Raw genomic sequence first — 13,273 nt, forward strand, 5'->3', positions numbered from 1 at the left:
GCGCCCACCCCCCCCACCGCATACAGAAACCCCCCCACCCCCCCCTCTCCATCCAACACCCCACCCCCCCCCCCCCGCCCCCCCACCCCCCCCCGCCCCCCCCCCGCCACACCCATGTCCGGTGTCAGCACCAACGGGTGCGCCGGCATGGGCTCCAGCCGCCGCCACCGCCCGAACCGCCGGACGAACCCGCGGACGAACCCCCAGACGAACCTCCGGACGAACCGCCGGATCCGCCCGAGCCGGGGATGCCGTTCGGGAAGGAGCTGGTGCGGTTGCGGTCACTGGGGAATGGGTCGCGGTAGTCGGGGTCGCCGTCATCGTCCCGGTCCGGGAGTTCCGCAGCGGTACCGGTGCCGCGGTCCCCCTTCGGGCACCCGTTCTTCTCGGCAGTCAGCCGTAGTTCCACATAGTCGTCGGGCTGGACGGCCGTGCCCACGGCCGGGTCGTGCGCGCACACCCTCCAGTCCTCGTACTCGCCCTCCTCGGGCAGGGTGTCGTTGGGGTACGCCGCCCGCGCCAGGACCCGGTCGGGACGTACGCCGAGGCCGACGGCCTCCGCGTGGGCCGTCCGCCACGTCTTCCACACCAGGTCCGGCATCTTCGGCCAGGGGATGGGCTCGCCGTCCTTCTTCGGGCACGGGGCGCCGTTCAGCACGGCGCCGAACTCCACGGTCGGCTTCGGCCCGGTCCAGCTCGTCTCCTGGAAGCAGACCGTCCAGCGCGAACGGCCGCGTACGAAGCCGTCCTTCTCGGAGGCGTCGTGGTTGTTGACGAGGAAGCCGGCCTGCCGCGCCCGGCCGAAGGCCGCCTCCAGGGACTGGCCCCGGAAATCGGCGAGCGGCGGCATCGTGGGCGCCATGGCGGCCGTCGAGGCCGTGGCGGCCGGGGTCGCCTTGGTCGGGGCGGGCGGCGCGCCGGCCGCGGCGTCCTTCGGGCGATCGGGCAGCACCGCACCCAGCAGAGACATGGCGGCCACCGTCATGACGATCCTCCCGGCCTTGGGCCAGGCCTTGGCCCGCCACACCACGACCAGCGCGGCGATCAGCACGGCGCCGCCCAGGCGGGGCTCCAGCAGGCCGAGCACCGGCACGGCGGCGATCAGAGCGAACCGGCCGGTGTTCGTCTTCCACCACGCCGGGCGGGTCGCGGTGTGCGGCTCCGGCGGTGCGGGATGCGGGCCTGGCATGACGGCCCCTTTCACGTTCGTACGGTTGTGCGGGTGCATCGTATCCGGAGATCGCTGCTCCGCTTTCGCCCCGTCATGAGCGGCCGTCAGTGCAGGGTGGGGAGGGGGCCCGCGTCGCCGAGCAGCGTGCGCAGCTCGGGGATGCGCTGCCAGGGCAGCCCGAGGGCCCGGGCGGCGAAGCGGTACGTGGCGTGGCTGGTGCCGCCGGCCTGCGCCCGTACCTGTGCCTGCGCCCGGTCCGCATCGGCCGGGAACGGGGTGGGCGGCGGAATGGGCGACAGGGCCGGTGTCGGGGCCGGGTGGCGTTCGCGGGCGATCTCGTGGATGCCGGTGAGCCTCGCCGAGAGGTCGGCCGCTTCGTCGACGGTGCGGGGCCCCGGGGCCGGCGACGTGCACGGTGGAATCGAGTCCGGCGAGCGTGCAGGCGGCGAGCACCCGGCCGCCGCAGGCCGCGGCCAGCTGGCGTATCTGCCCCGCCAGACCGGCGAGGCCCGCGTACGGGTCGAGCAGCACCAGCCGCCAGCCGTACGGGCAGGTCCGCGGCGAGCCGGGGCAGGGTGGAACCGGCCGGGGCGACGGCCCGCGTGGCGGGAGTCAGGACGCCGGCGGAGGAGCCCGGTGAAGTCCCGTACGCCGAGGGGGCCGGGGTGGGTCGACCTCCGGGCGCTCCCAGGAGTAGGTGGCGACCACCGGTAAGGCGGTGCCGGCGGTGCCAATCGGGTCGCCGCCGCCCGCCTTCTGTACGTAGCCGCCGCGACCGGGCTTTTGTAGCGGACCGAGCCCTCCTGGACGTAGCCGTGTGCGATCGCGACGGCGCGGCGGATGGCGCCCTCCCCCGCCTGGCCGCGCCCGGCCTCCCGGATCTCCTTGGGCACCAGGGACTGGGTGCCGATGTTGGCGCGGGTCAGGCCCAGTTGGAGGGTGCGCAGCCGACGCGCCTGGATGATGTCGGCGTGGTCGCGGATCTGGGTACAGAGGGCGTCGTACAGCTCCGGCCGTGCGTACCAACTCGTGCTGACTGCAAGGAAGTTGTGTTGGACGGTCCTCCAAGGTGGGTGAGTTCCGTGTGAATTGGTTTCGGAGATCAGCCCGATAGACGCTCCGCTGCCCCGGCGGTTCCACTGGCCTCGTGACGATGAGCGAGGTGTCGGGCGGCGGCAGCGCCGACGTCGGGAACGCCGGGCCGTTCCTGGCTGCCGCCGCCGAACGGCTCGGGCTGCGGCTTCACGGTGCCACGCACCGCGAGGTCCACGCGGGCTACACCCCTTGGCTGGTGCGGGCGTTGGCCGGAGTCTGCTTCACGGACTTAACCGATCCGGACCGGGCGCTGGCGGACATGGAGGCCGGGCGGTCGCCGGCACCAATCTGAGAGTGGAGTGAACCACCCGTGAGCGGAACAGAGCACAGAGCACAGCGGAAGCCCGTGCAGAAAATCGCGTTCCTGCGGTCGGTCGACATTCAGCGCGCCGACCCCTACATCCAGCGCACCGTCCGGGAGTTGGCCGGCGAGGGCATCGAGGCGCGGCTGTTCCACACCCACGGACAGGCCGGGGAGGAGGACTTCCCCGGCGGCCGTCAGGGCGTCGATCCGGCCGTCACGCCCTGCGAACTGGCCACGCTGGTCACGCAGTGGGGGGCCGACGCCGCCGTCTCCATCTCGCTGCCCTGCGAGAACACCCTGCGTGATGCCGCCACCCGGGAACTCCTCGAGGCCGACGGCGTGCCGACGGTCATCACCCCGCTCGCCGCCACCTCGCTGCTGATCGACAAGTGGGAGACCAAGCAGCTGCTCCTGCGGGCCGGACTGGACGTCCCGCGCGGCATCCGCGCCGATTCCGACCTGCTGGCCGGCCGCGGCCTGCCGGTCCCCGCGTACGCCGACGCCCTGCGGGCCGGGGCCGCCCGGATCGGCTACCCGCTGCTGTCCAAGCCGCTGTGGGACTCCACCAGCATGGGCATCCGGGCCCTGCCCGACGCCGCGGCGTTGGACGCCTATCTCCTCGACCCGCCGCCCGTGTCGGCCGTCATCGAGGAGTGCGTCAGCGGCGACCTTTGCTCAGTGGACATCGTGGGCGAACCCGGCGCCTACCGAGTGCTGCCGGTGTGCTGGACCGGCACCGCCGGCCCCGAACCGGTGTTCACCTTCGCCGATCTGCGCTGGTGCGGGCCGCGCCCGGAAGCCGACCGGGGCTTTGAGCCGGTCGCCGCCCGGCTGGTCGCGCTCTGCGAGGAACTGGGCGTACGCGGCTCCGTCAACGTGGACATGATCTACGGCAGCGGCCGGTACTCGGTGCTGGAGGTCAACCCGCGGGTCGGCGGCGCCACCACCCTCTCCTGCGCCGCCTCCGACACCAACACCTACAGCGCCCTCGCCGACATGGCGCTCGGCCGGTACTCCCCCGGCGATGTCCGCCGCACCCGCTGGGCCATCGAGTTCCTCTCCCCCGGACGGGTGCCGGACGGCGCCCGCGCGGAGCTCGCGGAGCGGGTGGACCTGGTCACCGCGCACGAACTCGTCATCGACGGCGTCAGCCATGGCGAGATCGTGGTGTTCACCCTCACCGACGGTGAGGAGCGGCAGACCGTCAAGGCGCTGGAAGACCTGCACGCCGGCACCGGGTTCCCCCGCCAGGAGATCCTGGACAAGATCCGCACCCTGCTTGCGCCCCCGTGACCCCAGACCCCTCCGCAGTGCCCGTACCCACCCCCTCGTCCGCCCGCCGGGGTGGGGGCGGGCTGCTGCGGACCCTCGGGCTGCCCGCCGTACGCGGGCACGGCCGGCCGGGCCGGCAGGCCGAGGCGATGGGCGAGCAGGCCCGGGTGACCGCCGCGTACGACGGGCAGCGGATGGCCGCCTTCAGCCTCTACTGCCACTTCGGCAGCACCGCCTGGCTCCGCGCCAAACAGCTGCGCGGGGCGGAGGTCACCGGCCTGTACGTGCTCCGCTGCCAGGGGGTGTCTTGCCGATGACCTTGACGCCCTGAAGCCGGTGCGCCAGCGTGAGCGGGGGCTTGAGCGTGGGCGCGCGCGTCCCGGACCGAGAGGACATCCGTGGGTGAGAACCAGAAGCGCATGGCGGCCGGCGACTGGTTCCTGCCGGACGACCCCCAGCTCGCCGCCGACAGCGCGCGCCGCGCACAGCTCTGCGCGCAGTACAACGCACCCGCCGTGCTCGCGCCCGAGGAACGCGAGGCGATCCTCCGGGAGCTGCTGGGCGAGGTCGGCGACGGGGTCCGGATCCGGCCCCCGTTCCACTGCGACTTCGGCCACCACATCCGGATCGGCGCCGGTACGTTCGTCAACTTCGGGGCGGTGTTCCTCGACACCGCCCCGATCACCGTCGGCGCGGACGTCCAGATCGGCCCGAACGTCCAGCTGCTGGCGCCGATACACGCCCTGGACCCGGAACTCCGGCGGGCCGGCTGGGAGCGGGGCCTGCCCGTCACCATCGGTGACAACGTCTGGCTGGGCGGCGGAGTGATCGTCTGCCCCGGGGTGACCATCGGCGCGAACACGGTGGTCGGCGCCGGATCCGTGGTCGTCAAAGACCTCCCGGCCGGAGTCCTGGCCGTCGGCAATCCGGCCCGCGTCGTCCGTGTCCTCGGCCCGGCGGAGTCCGGACCGGGCCGCTGACCACCGCCTCACCCCCGCATGACCACCGCTCGGGTGCTCGGGTGTCTAGGATCGGGTCAGGGGGCGCAACCGACCCGGAGGACGAGCACATGACGGACCAGCGCGTGACCGATGCCGACCTAGGGCACCTGCGCCGCTGTCTGGAGCTGGCGGCCGATGCTCTGGAGGCCGGCGACGAGCCCTTCGGTTCCGTCCTGGTCGGCGCCGACGGGACCGTCCTCGCCGAGGACCACAACCGGGTGTCCGGCGGAGACCGCACCCGGCACCCGGAATTCGAGCTGGCCCGCTGGGCCGCCGCCCACCTGACCCCCGGCGAGCGGGCCGCCGCCACCGTCTACACCTCCAACGAACACTGCCCGATGTGCGCCGCCGCCCACGGCTGGGTCGGTCTGGGCCGCATCGTGTACGCCGCCTCCTCCGCCCAGCTCGGCGGCTGGCTGGCCGAACTGGGCGTGCCGGCACCCCCGGTCCGTACCCTGCCCGTCGGGGAGATCGTCCCCGGCCTCCCGGTCGACGGGCCGGTGCCCGCGCTGGCCGACGAGGTCCGTGCCCTGCAGCGCCGCTTCCACAGCCGCTCCTGATGCACCTCGCCATGCACCTCACAGCGTTGGAACGCCGCGCCCGCGCGCTGGCCGCCCAGGGCGGTCGGCGGATCCTCGGCATCGCCGGGCCGCCCGGCGCGGGCAAGTCCACCCTGGCCGACCGCCTCGCCCACGCGCTCGGTCCCGGCCTGGCGGCCGTCGTGCCCATGGACGGCTTCCACCTCGCCCAGCGGGAACTGGTCCGCCTGGGCCGGGCCGACCGCAAGGGCGCCCCGGACACCTTCGACGCGGCCGGGTACGCCGCCCTGCTGCGCCGACTGCGCGCCCCGGACCCGGGCACCGTCTACGCCCCCGCCTTCGACCGCGCCTTGGAGGAACCGGTCGCCGGCAGCATCCCGGTCGGACCCGGCGTGCCCCTCGTCATCACCGAGGGGAACTACCTGCTGTACGAGGAGGGGCCGTGGGCGACGGTACGGCCCCTCCTCGACGAGGTCTGGTTCCTCGCACCCGAGGACACTGTGCGCGTCCCGCGCCTGATCGCACGTCATGTCCGGCACGGCAAGGATCCCGGGCTCGCCGCCGCCTGGGTTTCCCGCTCGGACGAGGCGAATGCCGCGCTGATCGCACCGGGGCGCGACCGCGCCGACCTCGTCATCGTCTGACGCCGGTCACCGGCTGCCGAGTGGGCCGAATCCTCCCCTCCCCGGAACGATGTGTGCCAGGCTCTGGCCCAGAGCCGGTTCCGGGGGATGGAGGACACGGGGGATGCAGCTGACCATCGGGGTGACCGTTCCCGAGGAGAGTGCGGATCTGCGGGACTTCTTCCGCTGGCTGCGGAACGAGGAGGAGCCCCCGGGCGAGATCCGGCTGGTGTCGGAGCCCGTGCCGGGCGCCATGAGCGGCGGGCTGGACATCATCGACATCGTGCTCACCCACACCGTGGGGATGGCCAACCTCGCCCTGGCGTACGCGGGATGGCGCCGGGCACGCCGCAGTCGCGCGGCCCTCACCTTCACCCGGGCGTCCGACGGCCTGTCCGTGACGGTGGAGGAGGGCTCGGAGGACACGGTGCGGCAGCTGCTCCAGGCCCTCTCCGCCGAGCCGCCTTGCGGGCCACCGGACGGGGCAACACCGGAAGCCCGCTAGCCGTGGAACTGGCCGATCCGCACGGGTCGTACGCCGTCCTCATCGGCTCCACACGGTACGAGGATCCGGCCCTGGAGGACCTCCCGGCGGTCGCCGCCAACCTCGAGGACCTCGGGCGGCTGCTGGAGGACCCGACCGTCTGGGGGCTCCCGCCGGAGCACTGCACCCGCCTCGTCGATCCGTCCTCCCCCGCGGTGCTCCTCGACGCCGTTCGCGCAGCGGCGCAGCGGGCCACCGACACCCTCCTCGTCTACTACGCCGGTCACGGCCTGGTGGCCCCGGAGGTCGACGGCCTGCTGCTCGCCCTGCCCTCGTCGGACCCTGAACGCCCGTACTCCTCGGTCGATTTCGCGAGTCTCCGTCGGGAGGTGCTGGGCGCGGGCCGGAGGGTCAACCGGATGGTGATCCTGGACTGTTGCTACAGCGGCCAGGCGCTGACCGGCGGCATGAGCGGATCGGTGACGATGGCGGAGCAGGCGCGCATCGCGGGCACGTACCTGCTCACCGCGTGCGCCGCCAACCGGCAGGCGCTGTCGCCGCCGGGAGAGGCGCACACCGCGTTCACCGGTGAGCTGATCCGGGTGCTCGACCAGGGGCTGGCCGGTGCCGGGCCGCTGATCGGAACCCCGGACCTCTACGACCACCTGCTCGGCGAACTGCGTGCCAAGGAGCGGCCGTTGCCGCAGCAGCGCCTGAGCAACACCGGCCGGACCCTCGCCATCGCCCGCAACCGCCACGGGACCCACGGCCGGCTCTCTGCCTCTGCTGCCGACGCTCCCGCACGCGCGGTGCCGGAGCGGCTGCGGGAGATGCTCCGGGCCCAACCCCGGCTGATCGCCGAGCATGCGGCGCGGTTGCGGGTGACGGATCCCGCGGCGGCCGGGGAACTGCTGGCGCTGGCTGCCGGCACTCGCCCTGCCCAGGAGGCGGCGGCACTGGTGTGCCTCCTGCATGAGCAGGGACGGGTCGACGAAGCGGACACCGTGCTGCACACGATCGGTGCGGAGCGGGCACCGCTCGATCTCGCCTCGATCGTGCCGGCGTTGCACGCGATGGACGACGAGGAGGACGTCGGTCGCCTGCTGTCCGCGGTGGCGGTGCGTCGCACACCGGAGGACATCGCGGGCACGGTCCGGCTCCTCCACGAGAACGGTCACGGAAACGGTGCCGACGCCGATTTCCTGCTGACGGCGGCGATCGGCACGCTCCGGACCACCGAGGCGGTGCTCGGCCTGGCCGGCGCGATGTGGTCGGCGCAGCTGGACGACCAGGCCAACCTGGTCCTGCGGGCTCCGTCCGTCTCGTCGCCGCAGGAAACCGCCCGCCTGGCCGACGCGCTGCGCTCCATCGGCCGGGTGGAGGAAGCCCTTGACCTCTACCTCCAGATCCTCCCGGTCGTCACACAGGATCCCGCCGCGTTGGTGCGGGTACTCCGCGTCGCGGACGAGGCGGGTCGAGCGGCGGAGGGGCTGGTGCGGACAGCGGTGGAGGCGGCGCCCGCGGTCCGGGACCTCGCCGGCCTGTGCGACGCCCTGTGGACTGCGGGCATGGCGGACCGCGCCTGGCAGACCTTGTCCTTCGCCAGCGGAAGGCTGGCCACCGAGGACATCGTCACCCTCGCCGAGCTGCTCCACGCCCAGGGCCACGACGACGCCGTACTCCACCTGTTCGGGCAGGCGGCACTGCACCACCCGGTGGCAGCCACCCCGGAACTCGTCGCGGCCCTGCGTACGATGGGTCGCCCGCTGGACGCCGGGGCACTGCTGGCGGACGCGGCGAACCGGCCGACCGAACAGGTCGCCGAGCTCCTGGCGCTCCTCTACGACCAGGGCGCCGTACGGGACCGGGCGCGCGTATGGGACGCCCTGCCGGAAGGCCTTGTAGAGCGCGGCCGACTGCTCCGACTGCTGCACACTGCGCACCGGCGGCCCTGCGGGGACCTGATGGACGGTCTGTGCCGGCTGCCGGGAGAGGAGTTCACCGGGGCGCTGCGCACCCTGCGCGAGAACGGCGAGCACGATGCGGCGAACCTGCTCCTGCGGCGCCTGGCGCAGACTGCCCCGAAGCAGGCGGTGGAGTATCAGGACCCCTTCAGATTCCAACAGATGACGTTGGCCGACCGGATCATGCTGCACGCCCTCTTGGCAGCATTCGGCGGGTGGGTGGGGGTGGAGCCTTCCCGCAATGTCGTCGAGATCCTCGTGGCCAGCGAGAGACGGTCCCTCGACCAACGGGTCGCGGCGATGGCCGCGCTGTCCGAGGCGGGCCTGTCAGGGCGCGTGGAAGAATTGCTGGCGGACTCCACGAGGCACCAGCAGCATGCAGAGGTGGTCCGGCTGCTCGGCCACCTTGAGGCTCGGGGCCTCACCGCCGCTGCCCGAGCCGTCGTCCGAGGCGCCGAGTGGATGCACGCGGAGCTGTACCGGGACTTCGTACGGGCCATCGAGCAGGCGGGACTGCGAGACCTCGCGGTGTACGCCGTGGAATGCGCCCCGGACCGGCTGACCGTCGCCCAGCGCCGGAAACTGGCCGAGATCCTGGGCGTGCCGGCTCCCGACGTCCCGGACGGCGACCCCACCGTCCTTCCCCCTGCCCCCCAGCGGCTACGCGACCGCCTGCGCCGCCGCTGACGGAACCTCAAACCTCAGGCAGCCTCGGCCAACTCTGCGTTGGCGCGCTCCGTGATCAGTGCCAGCACGCGGCCCGCGATCGCGAGGTCCTCGGCCGGGATGCCGGCGTACAGGCGGGCGGCGATCTCGGCGCCCCCGGCGGCGGTGCTCTCGTACAGCTCGCGTCCGGCGTCGGTGAGCCGTTGACGTCGCCGACGAGCGCGTCGCGGCCGATGGACCCGCCCGCGGCCACGACGGCCCGGAGCATCACGCTCTGGTGGAACGTGGCGCCGTGGCGGACCAGCACGCCCTGGAGAAGGGCACGCGCGGCATGGTGCGCGAGGGCTATGACGCGGGCGTTGACCGCAGGTGCGGTGGTGGTGGTCATGGCTGCTCCTTGTCGATCTCGGTGTGTGGATCAAGAGGTGCCTCGAGCAGGGTCGCCAGCTCGCGGGTGAACTGCCGCGTGCGCGGGCTGTCCTGTCCTCCGAGCGGCTCCAGCAGCTGGTCCAGCAGGCCCTGGACCACCTTGATCGCGCGGCGTGTGACGTCGCTCCCCTGCTCGGTGAGCGACAGCTGCACGGCGCGCGGGTCGTTCGGGTCCCGGGTGCGAGCGACGAGCCCGGCGGCCTCCAGGGCGCGGGCGAGCTTGGAAACGTACAACGCCTCAAGCCCCGTGTGGTCGGCGAGCCGGCGCTGGCTGGGCCGCAGCCTGGAGCGCGCCATGCCGTACAGCGACGCCACCAGCACGTACGGCGCCAACGGGCATTGTCAGACCCGTAGGCGAGGATCGTCTGCATGAAGAGCCTTTCCGCCGATGAGGCGTTGTCTGTCATGTCCGGCCGCGACGCATACGAGGCCGCCCTCGCCCGCCTGCGCGAGGTCTCGCGGGCGTACTACGGGGACGGCGACAGCCCGATGGACGACACCGCGTACGACGGGCTCCGGCTCGACGTGCTGGCCTGGGAGCAGGCGCACCCCGACGAGGCAGCCCAGGATTCCCCGACCGGTCTGGTCGGCGACGGTGCAGCTCCGGTGGGCGACATCGCGCACACCACGCGTCTCCTCAGCCTGGACAACGTCTTCGACCCGGCAGGCCTCACCGCCTGGGGCGCCTCCCTCCAGCGCCGCCTGGGCCATGCGCCCGTCGGCGGGTTCACCGTGGAGCCGAAGATGGACGGCGCTGCCGTGGCCGCCCGGTACCGGGCCGGGCGGCTGGACCGGATCATCACCCGGGGCAACGGCACGCACGGCGAGGACGTCAGTCATGTCATCGGCACCATCGAGGGCCTGCCCGAGCAACTGCCCGTGCCCGCCACGTTCGAGGTGCGCGGCGAGGTCCTGTTCACCCAGGAGCAGTTCGAGACGGCCAACGAGGTCCGCGCCGCACACGGCGCGCAGGTCTTCGCGAACCCGCGCAACGGCACGGCCGGGACGCTGCGCGCGAAGGACCGTCCGTACCGGCTCGCGATGACGTTCTGGGCGTACGGGGCGGTCGAGCTCGATGGCGTCGCCTTCGTGCCCTCCGGGGCCACGCACGCCGAGGTCCTGGCCGCCGTTGCGCGGGCGGGAGTGCAGACCACGGCCGGCACCCCGGCCGGTCTGCACGTGGTCGCGACCCTCGAAGAGGCGCAGCAGAAGGTCGACGAGATCGCCGCGCTCCGGCCCGGCCTGCCGTTCGGCATCGACGGGGTCGTGATCAAGGCGAACGACGCGGCGGAGCAGGCCGCGGCCGGGTTCGGCAGCAGGTACCCGCACTGGGCGATCGCCTTCAAGCTGCCGGCCGTCGAGCGGCAGACCGTACTGAAGGACGTGGTCTGGGACGTGGGCCGTACCGGTGTCCTCGCCCCGACGGCCATCCTCGAACCGGTGGACATCGACGGATCCACAGTCACCCGGGCCACCCTTCACAACCCTGCGGACATCCGCCGCCGCGACCTCCATCTCGGGGACACCGTGACGGTCTACAAGGCGGGCGACATCATTCCGCGCGTCCAGGCCGCCGTGATCGCGCGGCGCCCGGCCGGTGCCTGCGAGGTGCCGTTGCCCACGGTGTGCCCCAACTGCGGTGGGGAGATCAACAAGGACCAGGAGCGGTGGCGCTGCGCGAAGGGTTCCGCCTGCGCGCTGCCCGCGCTGATCGAGTACGCCGCCGGACGGGACATGCTCGACATCGACGGCCTGGGCAAGACGTATGTCAGGGCGCTGATCGAGGCCGGTGCCGTCAGCGACGTCGCCGACCTGTTCACCCTCACCGAGGACGAGCTCACCGCCGCCTCCGGCAGCGCGAAGCGCGGAGCAAAGCTGGCCGAGCAGATCGCGGCGGCCAAGTCGCGTCCGCTCAGCCGCGTCTTCTGCGCCTTGGGTGTGCTCGGCACCGGGCGCAGCATGTCCCGGCGTATCGCCTCGCACTTCGGCACGATGGATGCCATCCGGCAGGCCGACGCCGCCGCCATGCAGGAGGTCGAGGGCATAGGCGGGGAGAAGGCGCCGGTCATCGTCGAACTGGTCGCCGCCCTGGCTCCGGTCATCGACAAACTGGCCGCGGCCGGGGTGAACATGAAGGAGCCGCAGCAGCCGTCGATACCTCAGGTGGCGGCCGGTGAGGCCACCCCGGGGCCGTTGGCGAACGCGACCGTCGTCGTCACCGGGAAGATGAGCGGGCCGCTGGAGGGCCTGGGCCGATCGGAGATGAACGCCCTGATCGAGAAGGCCGGCGGCAGGGCGGGCAGCAGCGTCAACTCCAAGACCACCTACCTGGTCTGCGCAGCGTCCCCGAGCGGGAAGCCGAGCTCCAAGGCGGCCAAGGCCGCCGAGCTGGGCGTCACGGTCCTCACCCCGGAGGCCTTCGCCGAACTCGTCGCCGACCACCTCGGCTGACCCCACGGGCGGGTTCAGAGGGCGAGCAGCACCAGGACGAGGGCCGAGCCGAAGGTCGCGAGGCCGAAGCGGGCGAGGACCAGGGGTCGCAGCCAGGCGGGGAAGCCGGAGTTCGCGGCGGCAATGAGGGCAGGGGCGTCGACGGTCCGCACCGCCGGGTCGTCGGACTTGGCGAAGGCGGCACGGGTGTAGGCGGTGGCGAAGACCTGGCCTGTGGTGATGAAGCCGACGACGAGGAGCACGAGCGGCTCGACAATCCAGGAGAGCAGCCGGCCCATGTCGTGGCCGGCGAGGTTGAGCGCGCCGAGGATGCCGAGGGTTGCGCCGACGCTGAGGGCGAAGGCGAACTCCCAGGTCTTCTCGCGGAACGCGATGCCGTGCCGGGCGAGTACATCGGGGCCGTGGCCCTGGCGCCGCAACTCCGCTTCAGCGATGAGCTGTGCACGGCCGCCGGTGAACCAGACGGCGACGGGAATGACGAAGAAGGTGGCGGAGAGGAGGAGTTGGAGGACTGCGGCGAGGGTCATGACGACATCCTTCGGACTCGGGCGACTGAGGCGGCTGAGGCGCGGCACGGGACTTGCACTTAGTTCAACCCCTGCCGTCGAGTACCGTAGGACATCACTTGCACATTGTGCAAGTGATGTCGTCGCGGACTCACGGTGCCGGCACCGACAGCGGCGTACCGGGTGTGTGCACACCCCTCCTGACCGCCGGCCAGCTCAGCGGCGAGCCGCCTGGGGCTGCCACTGCCGACGGGGGACCGGAAACGCCGGCCGAACTGGGCATCAGACTCTGGTACCTAGGCAGCTGCTCCTAGGATCGCCGTCGCGCCCGGTACCGCCGGAGGTGCTCCAGCCGCCCCTGGTTGGGCGGTGCAGCGTCGGCCCCGAGCTCGGCCCGGCGCTCCAGCTTGTACGCGACCACCTCACCGAGAGGCGTGTCCGCAGACTTCCGCCACCGGCCAGTCCCCCGCCGAGCGAACCGCACCTCCGAGTCGTCCATCGCCCCGCCGAACGCCCTGAGCCGCTCCAGCGCCAGCTGTTCGCCGCGACGCAGCGCATGATGCCTGGCCCGCCGAGAGCGCGGGATGTTCTTCCGCGAGCTCTTCTGGTTCTCGCCGTAGTCGTTCCGGCGGTCCTTCAAATAGCTCAGCTGCTTCTTCTCCTGAGGTGACCGCTTCCGCATGCCCGTCATACTCACCGACCGAAAGCGGTACCCGCACCCCGGTTTCGAGCACATGAATCTCGCGGCATTCACGTGGTGGCCGACCA

General features: G+C 72.6%; 13 protein-coding genes and 2 pseudogenes. 9 read left to right on the forward strand and 6 right to left on the reverse strand.

Annotation, left to right across the window (positions count from 1 at the left end; genetic code table 11):
• Positions 1-124: 124 nt before the first annotated feature.
• Complete coding sequence (locus tag ABT123_RS34960; RefSeq protein WP_351322162.1) at positions 125-1,189, reverse strand: PASTA domain-containing protein; 1,065 nt, start codon at positions 1,187-1,189, stop codon at positions 125-127.
• Positions 1,190-1,275: 86 nt separating this feature from the next.
• Positions 1,276-2,064: a hypothetical protein gene (locus tag ABT123_RS34965; RefSeq protein WP_351322164.1), complete on the reverse strand. Its 789-nt coding sequence runs from the start codon at positions 2,062-2,064 to the stop codon at positions 1,276-1,278.
• Between the two features lie 254 nt (positions 2,065-2,318).
• Here ABT123_RS34965 and ABT123_RS34970 point away from each other — a divergent pair, with 254 nt between their 5' ends.
• The 8 genes from ABT123_RS34970 to ABT123_RS35005 all read left to right on the forward strand — a co-directional run bounded on the left by ABT123_RS34970 (position 2,319) and on the right by ABT123_RS35005 (position 9,140).
• Positions 2,319-2,558: a hypothetical protein gene (locus ABT123_RS34970; RefSeq protein ID WP_351322166.1), complete on the forward strand. Its 240-nt coding sequence runs from the start codon at positions 2,319-2,321 to the stop codon at positions 2,556-2,558.
• A 54-nt stretch (positions 2,559-2,612) separates the two neighbouring features.
• Complete coding sequence (locus ABT123_RS34975; RefSeq protein ID WP_351322168.1) at positions 2,613-3,863, forward strand: ATP-grasp domain-containing protein; 1,251 nt, start codon at positions 2,613-2,615, stop codon at positions 3,861-3,863.
• 17 nt (positions 3,864-3,880) lie between these two features.
• Positions 3,881-4,159, forward strand: a complete 279-nt coding sequence (locus tag ABT123_RS34980; RefSeq protein ID WP_351322170.1) for a hypothetical protein — start codon at positions 3,881-3,883, stop codon at positions 4,157-4,159.
• Between the two features lie 81 nt (positions 4,160-4,240).
• The gene (locus ABT123_RS34985) at positions 4,241-4,822 is read left to right on the forward strand and encodes a sugar O-acetyltransferase (protein ID WP_351322172.1); all 582 of its coding nucleotides are present in this window, start codon (positions 4,241-4,243) and stop codon (positions 4,820-4,822) included.
• A gap of 89 nt (positions 4,823-4,911) precedes the next feature.
• A complete protein-coding gene (locus ABT123_RS34990) occupies positions 4,912-5,403 on the forward strand; it encodes a nucleoside deaminase (RefSeq protein WP_351322174.1) in 492 nt (163 codons plus the stop codon).
• 11 nt (positions 5,404-5,414) lie between these two features.
• Complete coding sequence (locus ABT123_RS34995; RefSeq protein WP_351322176.1) at positions 5,415-6,026, forward strand: nucleoside/nucleotide kinase family protein; 612 nt, start codon at positions 5,415-5,417, stop codon at positions 6,024-6,026.
• A 103-nt stretch (positions 6,027-6,129) separates the two neighbouring features.
• Complete coding sequence (locus tag ABT123_RS35000; RefSeq protein ID WP_351322178.1) at positions 6,130-6,510, forward strand: effector-associated constant component EACC1; 381 nt, start codon at positions 6,130-6,132, stop codon at positions 6,508-6,510.
• Positions 6,511-6,512: 2 nt separating this feature from the next.
• Positions 6,513-9,140: a caspase, EACC1-associated type gene (locus ABT123_RS35005; protein WP_351322180.1), complete on the forward strand. Its 2,628-nt coding sequence runs from the start codon at positions 6,513-6,515 to the stop codon at positions 9,138-9,140.
• A 14-nt stretch (positions 9,141-9,154) separates the two neighbouring features.
• Here ABT123_RS35005 and ABT123_RS35010 read toward each other — a convergent pair.
• Both ABT123_RS35010 and ABT123_RS35015 read right to left on the reverse strand, forming a co-directional pair.
• Positions 9,155-9,507, reverse strand: a pseudogene (locus tag ABT123_RS35010) (MarR family transcriptional regulator).
• Positions 9,504-9,878: pseudogene (locus ABT123_RS35015) on the reverse strand (MarR family winged helix-turn-helix transcriptional regulator); the annotation flags it as partial. The pseudogenes ABT123_RS35010 and ABT123_RS35015, both read right to left, overlap by 4 nt.
• Positions 9,879-9,917: 39 nt before the next feature.
• Between ABT123_RS35015 and ligA the strand changes: the two are divergent.
• A complete protein-coding gene (gene ligA, locus ABT123_RS35020) occupies positions 9,918-11,999 on the forward strand; it encodes an NAD-dependent DNA ligase LigA (RefSeq protein ID WP_351322182.1) in 2,082 nt (693 codons plus the stop codon).
• Positions 12,000-12,013: 14 nt separating this feature from the next.
• Here ligA and ABT123_RS35025 read toward each other — a convergent pair whose 3' ends face one another.
• Positions 12,014-12,526 (reverse strand): hypothetical protein, encoded by a 513-nt coding sequence (locus tag ABT123_RS35025; protein WP_351322184.1) that lies wholly within the window; start codon positions 12,524-12,526, stop codon positions 12,014-12,016.
• 289 nt (positions 12,527-12,815) lie between these two features.
• Positions 12,816-13,187, reverse strand: coding sequence for a hypothetical protein (locus ABT123_RS35030; protein ID WP_351322186.1), 372 nt, complete (start codon positions 13,185-13,187; stop codon positions 12,816-12,818).
• Positions 13,188-13,273 lie beyond the last annotated feature (86 nt).

This window comes from Streptomyces sp. NPDC002054 (assembly GCF_040296685.1).
GTDB lineage: Bacteria > Actinomycetota > Actinomycetes > Streptomycetales > Streptomycetaceae > Streptomyces.